12 protein-coding genes and 1 tRNA gene are annotated in these 16369 nt (G+C 63.4%); 5 read left to right on the top strand and 8 right to left on the bottom strand.

Features of this window, described 5'->3' with window-relative positions:
* Positions 1 to 219 precede the first annotated feature (219 nt).
* The 4 genes from AC1Q80_RS02225 to AC1Q80_RS02210 all read left to right on the top strand — a co-directional run bounded on the left by AC1Q80_RS02225 (position 220) and on the right by AC1Q80_RS02210 (position 3415).
* The gene (locus tag AC1Q80_RS02225) at positions 220 to 1230 is read left to right on the top strand and encodes an NAD(P)H-dependent flavin oxidoreductase (protein ID WP_492359524.1); all 1011 of its coding nucleotides are present in this window, start codon (positions 220 to 222) and stop codon (positions 1228 to 1230) included.
* Positions 1231 to 1308: 78 nt separating this feature from the next.
* Positions 1309 to 1384: transfer RNA gene (locus tag AC1Q80_RS02220), tRNA-Thr, on the top strand.
* A 117-nt stretch (positions 1385 to 1501) separates the two neighbouring features.
* Positions 1502 to 1852, top strand: a complete 351-nt coding sequence (locus AC1Q80_RS02215; protein WP_173418894.1) for a hypothetical protein — start codon at positions 1502 to 1504, stop codon at positions 1850 to 1852.
* A 336-nt stretch (positions 1853 to 2188) separates the two neighbouring features.
* Positions 2189 to 3415, top strand: coding sequence for an alpha/beta hydrolase (locus tag AC1Q80_RS02210; RefSeq protein ID WP_492359523.1), 1227 nt, complete (start codon positions 2189 to 2191; stop codon positions 3413 to 3415).
* Positions 3416 to 3492: 77 nt separating this feature from the next.
* On the opposite strand, the gene AC1Q80_RS02205 is transcribed toward AC1Q80_RS02210, so the two are convergent.
* The 8 genes from AC1Q80_RS02205 to AC1Q80_RS02170 all read right to left on the bottom strand — a co-directional run bounded on the left by AC1Q80_RS02205 (position 3493) and on the right by AC1Q80_RS02170 (position 14313).
* Positions 3493 to 4185, bottom strand: coding sequence for a response regulator (locus tag AC1Q80_RS02205; RefSeq protein WP_209787719.1), 693 nt, complete (start codon positions 4183 to 4185; stop codon positions 3493 to 3495).
* A complete protein-coding gene (locus AC1Q80_RS02200; RefSeq protein WP_173418891.1) occupies positions 4182 to 6878 on the bottom strand; it encodes a DUF4118 domain-containing protein in 2697 nt (898 codons plus the stop codon). Before AC1Q80_RS02200 ends, AC1Q80_RS02205 begins: the two co-directional genes overlap by 4 nt.
* Before the next feature lie 33 nt (positions 6879 to 6911).
* Entirely contained in the window at positions 6912 to 7481 is a 570-nt protein-coding gene (gene kdpC, locus AC1Q80_RS02195) for a potassium-transporting ATPase subunit KdpC (protein ID WP_492359522.1), read from the bottom strand.
* A 2-nt stretch (positions 7482 to 7483) separates the two neighbouring features.
* Entirely contained in the window at positions 7484 to 9610 is a 2127-nt protein-coding gene (kdpB, locus tag AC1Q80_RS02190; protein ID WP_492359521.1) for a potassium-transporting ATPase subunit KdpB, read from the bottom strand.
* An 11-nt stretch (positions 9611 to 9621) separates the two neighbouring features.
* Positions 9622 to 11331 (bottom strand): potassium-transporting ATPase subunit KdpA, encoded by a 1710-nt coding sequence (gene kdpA / locus AC1Q80_RS02185; protein WP_173418888.1) that lies wholly within the window; start codon positions 11329 to 11331, stop codon positions 9622 to 9624.
* A 106-nt stretch (positions 11332 to 11437) separates the two neighbouring features.
* Positions 11438 to 11524 carry a K(+)-transporting ATPase subunit F gene (gene kdpF / locus AC1Q80_RS02180; protein ID WP_173420947.1) on the bottom strand — a complete coding sequence of 29 codons (87 nt, stop codon included), beginning with the start codon at positions 11522 to 11524 and terminating at the stop codon, positions 11438 to 11440.
* A 230-nt stretch (positions 11525 to 11754) separates the two neighbouring features.
* A complete protein-coding gene (locus AC1Q80_RS02175) occupies positions 11755 to 12915 on the bottom strand; it encodes an AI-2E family transporter (protein WP_209788537.1) in 1161 nt (386 codons plus the stop codon).
* A gap of 174 nt (positions 12916 to 13089) precedes the next feature.
* Positions 13090 to 14313 (bottom strand): MFS transporter, encoded by a 1224-nt coding sequence (locus AC1Q80_RS02170; protein ID WP_492359520.1) that lies wholly within the window; start codon positions 14311 to 14313, stop codon positions 13090 to 13092.
* Between the two features lie 339 nt (positions 14314 to 14652).
* Here AC1Q80_RS02170 and AC1Q80_RS02165 point away from each other — a divergent pair, with 339 nt between their 5' ends.
* Complete coding sequence (locus AC1Q80_RS02165) at positions 14653 to 16353, top strand: long-chain fatty acid--CoA ligase (protein WP_492359519.1); 1701 nt, start codon at positions 14653 to 14655, stop codon at positions 16351 to 16353.
* The last annotated feature ends 16 nt before the right edge of the window (positions 16354 to 16369 follow it).

The raw sequence follows: 16369 nt of genomic DNA, 5'->3' as shown, positions 1-16369 counted from the left end.
TAATTCCGGATGCACGCCGTTGGTTTTGTTAACAATTGCGTAACCGCTGCTTTCAAAATCCGCAAGTCCGACGCGCGGGCGACCCCGGCAACGTCGGGGAAAACTGCCCGACCACCATCGCGCCGCCACGAAAATCCGCATCTTTGCAAGCGCGCAACTTGCTGCTATCTATTTTGACGTTTACGCAAACGTCAAAACTTCTACGGGATGGAGAACTCGATGTCGCTGCCGCCAATTCTTTCCGGAACGACGAGACTGCCGGTTGTCGGCGCACCTTTGTTCATCATCTCGCATCCCAAGCTGACGATCGCGCAGTGCAAGGCTGGCGTGGTCGGCTCCTTTCCGGCATTGAACGCCCGCCCGCAATCGCAACTCGACGAGTGGCTTGCCGAAGTCACCGAGACGCTCGCCGACCACGACACCCGGAACCCTGGCCGCAAGGCCGCGCCCTTTGCCGTCAACCAGATCGTCCACAAATCCAATACCCGCCTTGAGCACGATCTGATGCTCTGCATCAAGTACAAGGTGCCGGTGGTCATATCTTCGCTTGGCGCCGTGCCGGAGGTCAACGCCGCCATTCATTCCTATGGCGGCATTGTGCTGCATGACGTCATCAACAATCGCCACGCCAATTCGGCGATCCGCAAGGGTGCTGACGGGCTGATCGCGGTTGCCGCCGGCGCCGGCGGCCACGCCGGCACGCTTTCCCCGTTCGCCCTCGTCCAGGAAATCCGCTCCTGGTTCGACGGCCCTCTGCTTCTCTCAGGCGCGATCGCCAATGGCGGCGCCATCCTCGCCGCCCAGGCCATGGGCGCCGACATGGCCTATATCGGCTCGCCCTTCATCGCCACGGAAGAAGCGCGCGCCAGCGACGCCTACAAACAGATGATCGTCGACAGCAATGCCGCCGACATCGTCTATTCCAACTACTTCACCGGCATCCACGGCAACTACCTGAAACCATCGATCGCAGCCGCCGGCATGGACCCGGCAAACCTGCCGGAAGCGGATCCGTCGAAGATGGATTTTGCCCAGGCAACCGAGGGCGCCAAGGCCTGGAAGGACATCTGGGGCTGCGGCCAGGGCATCGGCGCCGTGCGCGAGATCACCTCGGTCGCACATATGGTCGATCGCTGGGAGCGCGAATACGATGCCGCACGCGCCCGTCTCGGGCTCCACTCCGCGCCGACGATCGCTACCAACAAGGAATTTTCAAGTTCTCGAAACTGATGGCTTGAAATCTTGGCGCTTTGCGTTTATCAGCGCCTCACACTTCGTTCCGCGGTCTTTTCGCGGAACCGCCTCAGGGCCGCTTTAGCTCAGTCGGTAGAGCACATCATTCGTAATGATGGGGTCAGCAGTTCGAGTCTGCTAAGCGGCACCATTTTCCTTCAAAGAAATGAGCACTGTAGCGGGATGAAAGTCTGAAGCTGGCCGAGGGCCAGCGCGCCTTGCTGCGAACGAGCGGCTGGCAAGAGATCCATTTCAAGGAAGCCGAACGATGTCGCTTAAAGTTAGCCGTTTTCAAGTTCACGAGGATGCCGTTCAGGCCAATGTCGCCGGCCGGACCTGTTCCTTGTCAGCGCTTGAGATCGGCGGCGAAGTGCTGGTCGTGCTGACATGGCTCGGCAACAGGGAGGCTGGCCTGCGCCGGCCGGAATACGTGTTGCCGCTCAATTCCATACCGTATCAGGTGCGCGAGCCGGATGCCCGCTCGCCCTATCGCTGGATCCTGACCGGGACCTTGCCGATGTCACTGTTCGACGGCAGCGCGTCGCGGCAGGTCCGCCGACAGCACGGCGTCGGACCCGGCCCGGCGATCAACCTGCCTCTGCCTGCCACCGCGTCCTGATCGGCAACAAAGGCGCCGCCCGAACCGCTCACGCCGCCGACGTTGACCAAATGCATTTCGTGGGCGACGCTCGCCCTGTCGCGGCAGATACCGCGGTCACCTGCCCAGCGAGACCGATGGAGACGCCACGCAGAGAGACCCGGCCGAGCCGGCGCAATCTCAAAGCAAAACCATAGCGCGAGACATGGCGAAATACCCGCTTGCATCTGCCGGCATGGAGTGGTGTCATCGCGCTGTCGCGAACGCACAGTCTGATGCGGCTCGGTCTTGTTTCTGCGTGGGGCGCCGATGATTGACAATGCGCGTGTTACGATCTCGTCGGCACGGACGCGGAGAATGATGACAATCGCGGCGGCTGTTGCCCTGTCGCTGGGGCTTTCCTCTTGTGCCGGAAAACCCGAGGGCGTCATGACCCCGGTTGCGCTCACCGCACAGACACCGAAAACCGCGCAGGTGGAGATGCTGGTCGCAACCACAAGGCAGCCTTCGGGCGCCCCCGCGACACTGTTTTCGGGCGAGCGGGACGCCAACACCTTCATGACCGACGTCGCGGTCTCGATCCCGCCCGACACCGTGCGCAAGGCCGGCACCGTGCAATGGCCGCGCAAGCTGCCGCCCGATCCGGCGACCGACTTTGCGGTGACGCGGGTTCGGGAACTGGACACGCTCGCCGACGGCCGGGAATGGTTCAAGCAGCACAATGTCGGCGGCCACGCCTTCGTCTTCGTTCACGGTTTCAACAACCGCTACGAGGATTCGGTCTTCCGGTTGGCGCAGATCATCCACGATTCCGGCGCCCAGACGACGCCGATCCTGTTCACGTGGCCGTCGCGCGCCAATGTGTTCGAGTACAATTACGACAAGGAAAGCACCAACTACTCGCGCACCGCGCTCGAGGACACGCTACGCATCCTTTCGCAGGCCCCCAACGTCAAGGACATCACCATCCTCGCCCACTCCATGGGTACATGGCTGACGATGGAGTCGCTCCGGCAGATGGGCATTCGCGACGGCAACGTGCCGTCAAAGATCCAGAACGTGATCCTGGCCTCGCCGGATATCGACCTCGACGTCTTTGCCAAGCAATGGGTGGAGATGGGCAAGAAGAAGCCGAAGTTCACGATCTTCGTCTCGCAGGACGACCGCGCGCTGGCGCTTTCGAGCTTCATTTCCGGTGACGTTTCGCGCCTTGGCGCCATCGACCCGTCGAAGGAACCCTATCGTACGGACCTTGAAAAATCCGGCATCACCGCCATCGACCTGACCAAGGTCGAGACCGACGACGGGCTGCACCATGGAAAATTCGCCGAGAGCCCGGAAATCGTCCAGCTGATCGGCCAACGCCTGATCAAGGGCCAGACGCTGACCGACTCGAACATTTCCGTGGGAACAGGCATCGCCGCCGTTGTCGCCGGTACGGCGCGAGGGGTCGGCAATGTCGCCGCGACGACGTTGTCCGCACCAGTCAACATCATCGAGAACCCGCGGCCGGCAGCGAAGAAAAAGATCGTCGTCGGCGAAACGCTCGCTGGCGAGCAACCAAAGCCGGTTGCGGCCAACTGATCGCCGTGGCGCCTGATCGCTGGGCGGACCGGGCGACCTCGTATCAAGTCTCGATGATAGAAAATCGAGACCTGATATCAGTCGCCGTCGCCGACGAAGCGGTAGCCGACGCCCGGTTCCGTTCGGATGATCTTGGGATCGGCCGGGTCGCGCTCGATCTTGCCGCGCAACTGGCCGATGAAGACGCGCAGATAATGCAGATCTTCGCCGTGCGCCGCGCCCCAGACCGAGGTCAGCAGCGTCTTGTGGGTGACGACGCGTCCGGCATGGTGCGCCAGCATGACCAGCAGATCATATTCCTTTGGCGTCAGACGCACCGGTTCGCCGTCGCGCGTCACAATCCGCTTGATGGTATCGATCGCAACGCCATCGGCCGAAAGCTGGGTATGCCCGCCCTCCATCTGGATGCGGTGGCGAAGGGCAGCGCGGATGCGCGCCGTCAGCTCGCCGATTCCGAAGGGTTTTTCGATGTAGTCGTCGGCGCCAAGGTCAAGGGCGGCGATCTTTTCGCTCTCCCGGTCGCGCGCCGACAGGATGATGATCGGCACCTGCGACCAGGCGCGGATGTTGGCGATGACGTCCTTGCCGTCCATGTCGGGAAGGCCGAGATCGAGGATGACGACGTCGGGCGCGGTGGTCGCGGCCGCCTTCAGCGCCTCGGTTCCGGTCAAGGCCTCCAGCACGTCATATCCGGCAGCGCTCAGGGCCGGTCGCAGGAAGCGCTGGATCTGGGGTTCGTCGTCGACAACGAGGATGCGCTCCACGCTCATGCACGGTCCTTTTCAGATATTTCAGCTTCGGCGGCAGGGAAGCGCATGGAGATGCGCGTACCGCGACGTCTCAATGCCGGGCTTTCGGCTTTGATGCGGCCACCCATGGCCTCGACGAATCCCTTGGCGATCGACAGTCCGAGACCGGTGCCCGGTGTGCGGCCGTCCACCTTGCCCCGGCGGAAGAATTTTTCGAAGACCTGTTCGAGATCGCGCTCAGCGATCCCCTTGCCGAGATCGGTGACCGACAAGACGATGTCGTTGCCGTCGCGTCTGGCATAGATGCTGATCGGCTCGTCGCCGCCGTATTTGTTGGCATTGTCGAGCAGGTTGAAGAGTACCTGGCCCAAGAGTACGCTGTCGCCGCGCATCAACGGCAGTTCCGGCGCGATGCTGGTCTCGATCTCGCGGTCCGGAAAATACTTGCGCGCCCGATCAACGGCAGCGCGCACCGCATCGGCGACATCCACCCAATCGCGCTTGGCATTGACCGTGCCCGCTTCGATGCGGGTCATGTCGAGCAGATTGGCGACGAAACGGGTGAGCCGGCCACCCTCTTCCTCGATCGATTGCAAGAGGTCGTCGCGGCTTTCCGGCGGCATGCGGTCGCCGAGCTGGCGCAGGCTGGTGACCGCGCCGGTGATGGTGGCAAGCGGCGTGCGCAGATCGTGCGAGATCGACGACAGAAGGGCGGCGCGAAACCGCTCGCCTTCCAGCTTGGCGGCGTGATCCAGGCTCTCGCGCGACAGGCGCGCCCGGTCGATCGCGATCGCCGTCTGGTCGAGGATGGCAGCGAGCGCCCGCTCCTCGTTGATCTCCAGCGGCTTGCCGGCCTGCGCGAAACCGCAGACGCCAACGACGCCGTGCGGGCTCGTCAGCGGCCGGAAATGGAACGGGCTGTTCGGTAGCGTACCGGTGCCGTTTCCGGCCGCCTCCTTCTTGTCCATGGCCCAACGTGCGGCCATGGTGTCGGTGACATCAAGCTCGGTATCTGGCGGCCAGGCGGCCTTCAGGCGCAGGTCTCCCTCCTCCGGCAGCAGCACCGCGACATTGCGCTTCAGCGTCGTCTGCATCTGGGTGACTGCTGCCCAGAGCACATCGTCGACATTGGCTGTGCCCGAGAGCTTGCGAGAGAAATCATAGAGCGCCTGCGTTGCCGCTGCTCGGCGCCGGGCGGATTTTGCCTGTTCGCGCACCCGGGAGGCGAGGCTGCCGGCAAGGGCTGCGGCAACCAGGAAAATGAACAGCGCGAAGACTTCGTGCGGCTCCGCCACGGTGAAGGTGCCGACCGGGTTGATGAAGAAGAAGTTGTAGGCAAGCACCGAAAGAAGGGCTGCCGCGATTGCCGAGACGTGGCCGGCATAGGTTGCCGATGCCAGCACCGCCAGGAGGAACAGCAGCGAAATGTTCGGCAGGATAATGAAACGCTCGATGAGCACGCCGAGCGCTGTTGCCGCTGCCACGGTGGCGGCGGCAATGGCAAGTGCCCGCCCAAAACCCTCGGGCATTTTCCGTTTGCCGGTGACGTTTCGCTTCGCGCGCGGCTGTTCCTTGTCGGTCACGAGATGAATGCCGACACCGGTGATGCGCTCGGCCAGTGCATCGGGAAGCGATTGCCGGAAGAGACGCATCGGGAAAGGCTGGCGCTTCGTGCCGATGACGATCTGCGTCGCGTGCTCACGGCGCGCAAGCTTGAGGATCTCTTCGACGAAATCGTTGCCGACGATGCGGCGGGTCTCCGCACCGAGCTGTTCGGCAAGACGGAAGGTCTCGTCGAGCCTTTTCGCCGCCTCGCCGTCGCCGCTTTCACGGTCGGCCCGCTCGATGAAGACGACGATCCAGGGTGCGTTCAGCCCGGAAGCCAGGCGGCTGGCAGTGCGCACCACCTTTTCCGACAGCGGATCGGGGCCGATGCAGACCAACAGGCGCTCGCCGCTGGCCCAAGGCCCTTCGATGGCGTTCTGCTTGAGATAGTCGACCATCTGGTCATCGACCCGGTCGGCGGTGCGCCTGAGCGCCAGCTCGCGCAGCGCCGTCAGATTGCCGAGGCGGAAGAAGCGCTCGGTGGCGCGCTTGGCGCTGTCGGGTAGGTAGACCTTACCTTGGTTCAGCCGTTCGATGAGTTCGGCCGGCGGCAGATCGACCAGCAACACGTCGTCGGCACGGCTGAGAACCGTGTCGGGTACGCGCTCGCGCACCGCAACACCGGTGATCTGGGCGACGACATCGGACAGGCTTTCCAGATGCTGGATGTTGAGCGCCGTCCAGACGTCGATGCCGGCGGCAATCAGCTCTTCCACATCCTGAAAGCGCTTGGGATGGCGGCTGGCCTCCGGATTGCTATGCGCCAGTTCGTCGACGACGATGATCTTCGGGCGGCGGGCGAGCGCAGCGTCGAGGTCGAATTCAGAAAGCACGCGGCCGCGATGGTTCACATCGCGGCGCGGCAGTATCTCCAGTCCTTCGACGAGCGCAGCGGTCTCGCCGCGCCCATGGGTCTCCACCAGACCGATAACGATGTCGACGCCGTCGGACTTCAGCCGACGCGCGCGCGTCAGCATGGTATAGGTCTTGCCCACGCCTGGGGCTGCGCCGAGGAAAACCGTCAGCTTTCCCCTTCGCCCCTGCCCGGCCAGCGCCAGCAGGGCATCCGGGTCGGGGCGGCTTTTCGATTCGCGATCGGTTTCAGGCATTCAAGATCTCTGGTGGCATCTCAGGCTTCGCACTCAGCTTCTCCGGGCATCCAGAGCAAGGTTGAGTTCTAGCACATTGATGCGCGGCTCGCCTATGATCCCGAACAGACGACCTTCCGTTGCCTGTTCCACCAACGTCGCCACATCGGCTTCCGCGACGCCGCGCGCCTTGGCAACACGCGACACCTGCTCGCGGGCGAAGGTCGGCGAAATATGCGGATCGAGGCCGGAGCCCGACGCCGTGCCGCCATCGGCGGCAATCTCGCCTGTTACACCGCTGGCGCGCAGCTTCTCGACATCGGCGGCCACCCGCTCCTTCAGCTTGGCCGAGGTCGGGCCGAGGTTGGAGCCGGTCGAGCCGGCGGCATTGTAGGGTTCGGGCCCAGTCGCGGAGGGGCGCGGCCAAAAATATTTGTCGGCGGCGAAATTCTGCCCGATCAGATCGGAGCCGACGACGGTGCCGTCGATGCGGATCAGGCTGCCATTGGCCTGCGCCGGCATCAAGGCCTGGGCGACGCCGGTGATGGCGAAGGGATAGGCAAGGCCGGTGATCGCGGTCAACAGCAGGGCCATGACGATTGCGGGGCGAAGTTGGTTCAACATGATTACACCAGATTGAGAGCGGAGACGACGACGTCGACGAGCTTGATGCCGGCAAAGGGCAGGATCAGGCCGCCGAGGCCGTAGACCAGCAGGTTGCGGCGCAGGAGTGCTGCGGCACCCACAGGGCGGTACTTGACGCCCTTCAGCGCCAGCGGGATGAGCGCGACAATGATCAAGGCGTTGAAGATCACCGCCGACAGGATCGCCGACTGAGGCGATGTCAGGCCCATGATGTTGAGGGCCGCCAGCGCCGGATAGGTGGTGATGAACAGCGCCGGGATGATGGCGAAGTATTTCGCCACGTCGTTGGCGATCGAGAAGGTCGTCAGCGAGCCGCGCGTCATCAGCAGTTGCTTGCCGATCTCGACGATCTCGATCAGCTTCGTCGGGCTCGAATCGAGGTCGACCATGTTGGCCGCCTCGCGCGCCGCCTGCGTGCCGGTCTGCATCGCCACCCCGACATCGGCCTGGGCAAGCGCCGGCGCGTCATTGGTGCCGTCGCCGCACATGGCGATCAGGCGACCGCCCTGCTGCTCCTTGCGGATGTAACCGAGCTTGTCTTCCGGTGTCGCTTCGGCGAGGAAGTCGTCGACGCCGGCTTCCGACGCGATCGCCGCTGCTGTGACCGGGTTGTCGCCGGTCACCATGACGGTGCGGATGCCCATGTCGCGAAGGGCTGCGAAACGCTCCTTGATGCCGGGTTTGACCACGTCCTTGAGGTGGATGACGCCGAGCAGGCGGTTACCGTCGGCAACGGCCAGCGGCGTGCCGCCGGTGCGCGCAACCTGATCGACGGCACGACGGAATTCGGCCGGCACATTCTCGTCGCGAACGCCTGCAAACTTCAGGATCGAATCGACAGCCCCCTTGCGCAATCGGCGGCCGGCGAAGTCGACGCCCGACAGGCGCGTTTCGGCCGCAAAGGGCACGACAGCATCGATTGCCAATGTCCCTGACTGAACGGAGCCGCCACCGACGGCCAGAGCCACGACCTCACGGTTCGCCTGCTTACCAGAAACGGGCAGAGTGACAGATGGCGTCTGGCGGCCAAATTCACCGGTTGCCAACGCAGCAATCGAGCGGCCTTCCGGCGTCTCGTCGGCGAGGCTTGCGAGCAGCGCCGCATCGGCAAGCTCGGCATCCGTGACGCCCGGGACCGGCATGAAATTGGCGGCCATGCGGTTGCCGAAGGTGATGGTGCCGGTCTTGTCGAGCAGCAGCGTGTCGACGTCACCGGCCGCCTCAACGGCGCGGCCTGATGTGGCGATGACGTTGAAGCGCACCAGCCGGTCCATGCCCGCAATGCCGATGGCCGACAGGAGGCCGCCGATGGTGGTCGGGATCAGGGTGACGAGCAGGGCCGAAAGAACCGTGACCGACAGCACCGTGCCGGAATATCCTGCCAGGCCCCAAAGCGTCACGACGGCAACGAGGAAGACCAGCGTCAGGCCGGACAGCAGGATCGACAGCGCGATCTCGTTCGGGGTTTTCTGGCGCTGCGCGCCTTCGATGAGCGCGATCATGCGGTCGACGAAGGTGTCGCCCGGCGCTGTGCCGATGCGCACCTTGATCCAGTCGGACAGCATCTGGGTGCCGCCGGTGACGGCAGAGCGGTCGCCACCGGATTCACGGATCACAGGTGCGGATTCACCGGTGATCGCACTTTCGTTGACCGAGGCGACGCCCTCGACGACGTCGCCGTCGCCGGGGATCAATTCGCCGGCTTCGACGAGCACGAGGTCGCCGACCTTCAGCGATGTGGCGGCGATGGTCTGGGTTTCACGACCTTCCGCCGTGACCAGCTTGCGGGCCATCAACTCGGACTTGGTGCGACGCAGGCTGTCGGCCTGCGCCTTGCCGCGCCCTTCGGCGACGGCCTCGGCGAAGGTGGCAAACAGCACCGTGAACCACAGCCAGGCGGCAATTTGCCCTGAGAACAGCGGGCTTCCGGTCCCGGTCGCCAGATCGCGGATGAAGAAGACCGTGACCATGGCGGCCACCACCTCGGTGACGAAGATCACCGGATTGCGGATGAGCTGGCGCGGGTCGAGCTTGGTGAATGCGGCCTTGAAGGCCGGCAGGATAATCGCCGGATCGAGTAAGCTCGGGGCGACGGGTTTCGAAGACATGGTCTGTTCCTTCAGAAGGTCTGGCCCGAGAGCATTGCGAATTGCTCGACGATGGGACCGAGCGCGAGGGCCGGGAAATATTGCAAGCCCCCGAGGATGAGGATGATGCCGATGAGCAGGCCAACGAAGAGCGGCGTGTGCGTCGGGAAGGTTCCCGTGGAAGCTGGAACGCGGGTCTTGGCGGCGATCGAGCCGGCAATCGCCAGAACCGGGATCGCATAGGCGAAGCGGCCCAGCAGCATCGCAAAGCCGAGCGTGGTGTTGTACCAGGGCGTGTTGGCCGAGAGGCCGCCGAAGGCGGAGCCGTTGTTGCCGGTGGCCGAGGTGTAGGCGTAAAGGATCTCCGACAGACCATGCGGACCTGACGTGCCGATACTGGCGACGGCCGAGGGCATGACAGCCGAGATCGCGGTGAAGCCGAGGATCGAGGCCGGCAGGATGAGGATCGCCAGCATAGCGTATTTCATCTCGCGCCCCTCGATCTTCTTGCCGAGCAGTTCGGGCGTGCGCCCGACCATCAGGCCGGCGACGAAGACGGCGAGGATCGCGAAGACGACCATGCCGTAAAGGCCGGAGCCGACACCGCCTGGCAGCACTTCGCCAAGCTGGATCAGGAGCATTGGAACGAGACCGCCGATGCCAGTGAAGGAGCCGTGCATGCCGTTGACCGCACCGGTCGAAATGCCCGTGGTAACGCCGGCATAGGCTGCCGACATCGCCTGTCCGAAGCGGACTTCCTTGCCTTCCATATTGCCGAGCGAGGCTTCGAGGCCGAGACCGTGCAGGATCGGGTTGCCGTAGCTTTCCGCCCAGTAGATGACGCCGATGCCGGCGATCAGAAGGGTCGCCATGGCGGCGATGAAGGCCCAGCCCTGGCGGCGGTCACCGACCATCTGGCCGAAGGTGTAGACCAATGCCGAGGTGATCGACAGCATTGCGAAGATCGACAGGTAGTTGCTGAGCGCACTCGGATTTTCGAACGGATGCGCCGCATTGGCGTTGAAGAATCCGCCGCCATTGGTGCCGAGCTGCTTGATCGCCTCCTGGCTTGCGACCGGGCCGAGCGCGATCGTCTGCTGTACGCCCTCGAGCGTGGTGGCGCTGACGGAACCATTGAAGGTTTGCGGCATGCCCATCGCCACGAAGGCGAGTGCAACGACGACGGCCAGCGGCAGGAGGACGTAGAGCGTCGAACGGGTCAGATCGACCCAGAAATTGCCGAGCGTCGCCGCACCGGAACGGGCAAAGGCACGGGTCACGGCAAGCGCGATGGCAATGCCGGTCGCTGCAGAGACGAAGTTCTGCACCGTGAGGCCAGCCATCTGGCTGAAATGGCTCATGGTGGTCTCGCCGCCATAGGACTGCCAGTTGGTGTTGGTCAGGAAGCTGACCGCCGTGTTGAAGGCGAGGTCCGCCGGCACGTCGGCAAAGCCTTGAGGGTTCACCGGCAGGGAACCCTGGAAGCGCAGGATGGCGTAGAGAAGCACGAATCCAGCGGCGCTGAAGGCGAGCATCGACAGCGTATAGGCGAGCCAGCCTTGCTCCTTCTTCGCATCAACGCCGGCCGCCAGATAGAGCCCGCGCTCGACGGGTCCAAGCACCGGAGAGAGGAAGTTGCGCTCGCCGGCGAAAACCCGGGCCATGTAGAGGCCAAGCGGCTTGATCGCAAGCAAGACGGCGAGAAAGAGGAGGCCGATCTGCAGCCACCCGATAATAGACATGAGGAATTCTCCACGAAAGACGACCGGACGGTACGAAGTCTCGACCCCGTACAAAGCCTCGACCGGGGTACGAAGTCTCGACCCGGGTACGAGTTTCGACCTGGGGTCAGAACCGTTCCGGCCGAACGAGAGTCACGATGAGATAGACCGCCAGTGCGGCCGCGACGGAGATGCCAACGAAGGCTTCGAACATCGATGCCTCCTAGAGCCGGCTGAGCGTGCGCGCATAGAGCGCAAACACGACAAGGCCGCCGATGCCGGCGGCGAGAAAAAGTAGATCGGACATGTGCATTCTCCGGGACTGATTATGGCCGGATGATGCACCCTCGGCGGGTCAATTATCGATTGGGATGGTTTTGCGCGGGCATAAGGAAAAGATAAGGACACTGCCGCCGCCCAAAGGCGGCTGGCAGATCGGCACCATCAGCCCTTGATGATCGGGCTGACCGTCGGTGCGGCTTCGCTGGTCACTTCGCGCATCCACTCGCGCCAGATGGCAACAAGCAGCGCCATCAGCACCGGGCCGACGAACAGGCCGAGAAAGCCCATAGTCTTCACCCCGCCGACAAGGCCGAAAAAGGTCGGCAGGAAGGGCAGCTTGATCGGGCCGCCGACGAGGCGCGGACGCAAGGTCTTGTCGACGATGAAGAGTTCCGTCGTGCCCCAGGCAAACAGCGCGATGCCGTGAACCGGCGAACCGCTGGCAACGAGATAGACGGAAACCAGCGTGAAGCAGAGCGGCGCACCGCCGGGGATCAGCGCCATCAGGCCGGTGATGATGCCGAGCGTGACCGGTGAGGGAACGCCCGCCAACCAATAGGCGACGCCAAGCACGATGCCCTCGCCGATGGCGATGATGCCCATGCCTGTTACCGTCGAGCTGATCGTCAGCGGCACCACGCGCGACAGCCGCTCCCAGCGCATCGGGAAGATGCGCTCGCCAAGATGGTCGAGCTGCTTGGAGAAGGAATGTCCGTCGCGATAGACGAAGAACAGCGTGATCAGCATGAAGAGCAGTGTCAGGAAGGCGTGAAACGCCGAAGCGCCGATGACCAGCACGCCGCGATAGATGTTGCCGATGTTGGAACCGCTGACGAGCTGAACCAGTTCGCCGAGCGCACCGGGATGGCCGACATATTTCACCCATTGTTCGCCGAGCCAGACGCCGGCAACCGGGATCGTCGTCAGCCAGACGGGCACGCCCGCGCCGTTGGCATTGGTTTCAACGGCCCAGACCAGCCAGTCGCGCACTTCGTCGACCGCGTAGACGGCAGCAACCGAGATCGGCACGACGATGAAGGCCACGACGCTGATGATGGCTATGGTCGCTGCGAACGTGCGATTGCCGCCGACAGCAGCCAGCAGGCGGCGATAGATCGGCCAGCTGGCAAAGCCGATGACGACGGCGGCCAGAACCGGAACGACGAAACCGTTGAAGAAATAGACGCCGGCGAGAAGCACGAAGACGAGCATCCAGCGCGCCGCCGTGATCGGTCCAACAAGTGCGGAGCGCGACGTCGCCGGATACCCGAAGAGCCGCGGCTCTGCGGGAAGGTTTTCTCGTTCGCGATTGCCCAGTTGCACCAACATTCCTCCGTCTTCAAACGACTTTACAGCAAACCCGAGGCCTTGCCAGCCTTCGGCTGCCCCATGCCCCCGGTTTACGGTAGTTTCAGGGCCACGACCGAGGCTAGCGGCGGGACATGACAGAAAAATTTAGCGGCGCGCAAGCTCCAAGGCCTTATTTGATCGCGGCGGTCATTCTGCCGCACGCATCGTGGCGCGCTTGATCGTCTCGGCGCGGTCGACGAAAACCGAGGCGAGGAAGATGCCGAAACCGGCAACGCCCATGACGCCGCCGACGAGGCCAGTCGAGGTCCAGCCGTAGCCTGCGGCAATCGACCAGCCGCCAAGCCAAGCGCCAAGCGCATTGGCAAGGTTGAAGGCCGAATGGCTGAGCGCTGCGGCAAGCGTCTGCGCCTCGCCCGACACGTCCATCAACCGGGTCTGCACACCCGGCACGACGGCAAAGCCGCCGCCGATGAAGAGCACGTTGACGATGGCGATCCACGGGTTGCCCATGGTGAAATAGAACAGCACATAGGCGAAGATGTTGAAGGCGAGCGCGATGCCGATCGCCGGCAGCAGCGCCCAGTCGGCAAGCCGCGAACCGACGATGTTGCCGAGGATCATGCCGGCGCCGAACACTGACAGCATGATCGGCACATTGGCGACGGAAACGCCTGCGACTTCTGTCAGTGCAGGGGCGATGTAGCTGAAGACGGCGAACATGCCGCCGCAGCCGATCGCGCAGATGCCGAGCATCAGCCAGACCTGCAATTTGCCCAAGGCGCCGAGTTCACGCAGCGGCGTGGCCTGCGGATTGCCCTTGTCGCGCGGCACGTAAGACCAGGTCAGCGCAATGGTCAGAAGGCTGATGGCGCCGACGATGGCAAAGGCCGAGCGCCAGCCGAGCGCCTGACCGAACCAGGCGACCAGCGGCGTTCCGAACAGGGTGGCGATCGTCAGGCCCATCATCACCCGCCCGACGGCCCTCGCCCGCTGGTTGGGTGCGGCAAGCCCGGCGGCGACCAGCGCCGCCACGCCGAAATAAGCGCCGTGCGGAAGACCGGCAAAGAAGCGCGCGGCAACCAGCGTGTAGAAATCCGGCGCGATGGCACTGGCGAAGTTGCCGATCGCAAACAGAAGCATCAGCACGAGAAGCACCCGGAAACGCGAAAACCGCGCCGCAAGCACAGCAATCAGCGGCGCGCCAACGACCACACCGAGCGCATAGGCACTGATCACGGCGCCGGCCTTCGGCACCGAAACGCCGACGTCATCGGCCACCTGCGGCAGCAGGCCCATGATGGCGAATTCTCCGGTGCCGATCCCGAACCCACCGACGGCGAGCGCAATCTCGGCAACGGAAATGCGGCTCCGGCGAGGATCGACGGCGGAAGAATAGGCTTCGTCACACATGAGCAATACCTGTGTCGCCCGCTCTCTGGGAGCGGAACAAATCTGTGGGTGCTGGCAGCAGATATCGGATGGAGTCCGATGGGGGTATGCTGCAATGCAATACAGGCTTTGACCCCTGATAGCAAAGGCTTTGCGGCACTCATCATACTTTTTCGTGCGCGCGAAGCAGGCCGGTTAACCGTTAGCTGAGTTGACGTTTACGTCAAAGTTATATAATTCCGAATCTCGGCTTGAAGAGGTGTCGCAAAAGCATCATCTTCATCGGCAAGAGAAGACCGGGAGGGTTTCTTCTCTGGCCGCAAGCAAGGCCAGCCTGTGGCGACCAGAGGGAGAGAGGTCATGGCGGAACTCAACACGCAACCAACAGGCACCAGCCCAGAGAAAATCTGGCTGAAGTCCTATCCGCCGGGTATCGCTGCCGAGATCGGCCCACTGCCCTACAGATCGATCGGCGATTTCTTCGACCATGCCGTCGCGCGCTATTCGCGCCGCTTCGCCTTTACCTGCATGGGCAAGTCGCTGACCTTCTCCGAACTCAATTCCGAATCCGCCAAGATCGGCGCCTGGCTGCAGGCCCGTGGGCTGTCGAAGGGCGACCGCGTCGCGGTGATGATGCCGAACATCCTGCAAAACCCCGTCATCGTCTACGGTATCCTCAGGGCAGGCTTCACGGTCGTCAACGTCAACCCGCTCTACACGCCGCGCGAGCTGGAGCATCAACTCGTCGATTCCGGCGCCAAGGCGATCTTCGTTCTCGAAAACTTCGCCCATACCGTCCAGCAGGTTGCGGCCAAGACCAGCGTCAAGCATGTGGTGGTCGCCACGATGGGCGACATGCTCGGCTTCAAGGGCGTGATCGTCAATCTGGTCGTGCGCCGGGTGAAGAAGCTGGTGCCCGCCTGGTCGATCCCCGGCCATCACTCCTTCAGGTCCGTGCTCGCCGAAGGCGGTCGTCGGAAGCTGACCAAGCCCAATGTCGCTCCTGGTGACGTCGCTTTCCTGCAATATACCGGCGGCACCACAGGCGTTTCCAAGGGCGCGACGCTCACCCATTCCAACCTGTTGTCGAACATGGCGCAGATGGAAATCTGGTTCGACACGGCGTTCCGTTCGCGCCCGCGTCCCGACAATCTCGTCTTCATGTGCGCGCTGCCGCTCTATCATATCTTCGCGCTGACGGTGAACTCGCTGATGGGCCTTGCCACCGGCGGCAACAACATCCTGATCCCCAACCCGCGCGATATTCCAGGCTTCGTCGCGGAACTCGGCAAGTACAAGACCAACATCTTCCCGGGGCTCAACACGCTGTTCAACGCGCTGATGAACAACGCCGAATTCCAGAAGCTCGATTTCTCGTCGCTGATGCTGACCTTCGGTGGCGGCATGGCGATCCAGAGACCTGTTGCCGAACGTTGGCAGAAGATGACGGGATGCCCGATCGCCGAAGGTTACGGCCTTTCCGAGACATCGCCGGTCGCCACCGCCAACCTTCTCGACTCGACCGAATTTACCGGCACGATCGGCTATCCGATCCCCTCGACCGAGATCGAGATCCGCGACGACCAGGGCAACACCTTGCCGATCGGGGACGTCGGCGAAATCTGCATTCGCGGACCGCAGGTCATGGCCGGTTACTGGCAGCGCCCGGACGAGACCGCCAAGGCGATCTCGCCTGACGGCTTCTTCCGCTCCGGCGATATCGGCTTCATCAACGCCGTCGGCCTCGTCAAGATCGTCGACCGGAAGAAGGACATGATCCTGGTTTCGGGCTTCAACGTCTTCCCGAACGAGGTCGAGGAAGTGGCGATGACGCACCCCGGCATTCTCGAATGCGCGGCAATCGGCATTGCCGACGAACATTCGGGAGAGGCGGTCAAGCTGTTCGTGGTCCGCAAGGATCCGGCCCTGACCGAAGAGGACGTCAAGAAGCACTGCGCAGCCAATCTCACCAACTACAAGCGGCCGCGCTTCGTCGAGTTCCGCACCGAGTTGCCGAAAACCAATGTCGGCAAGATCCTGCGCAAGGACCTCCGGGGCTAAGGGCCGCCCCGACTTA

This window comes from Ensifer sp. GW823-FHT05D09 (assembly GCF_058795755.1).
Note: the sequence above shows the minus strand (reverse complement) of the source record. Positions and strands in the feature narration are given on the sequence as shown.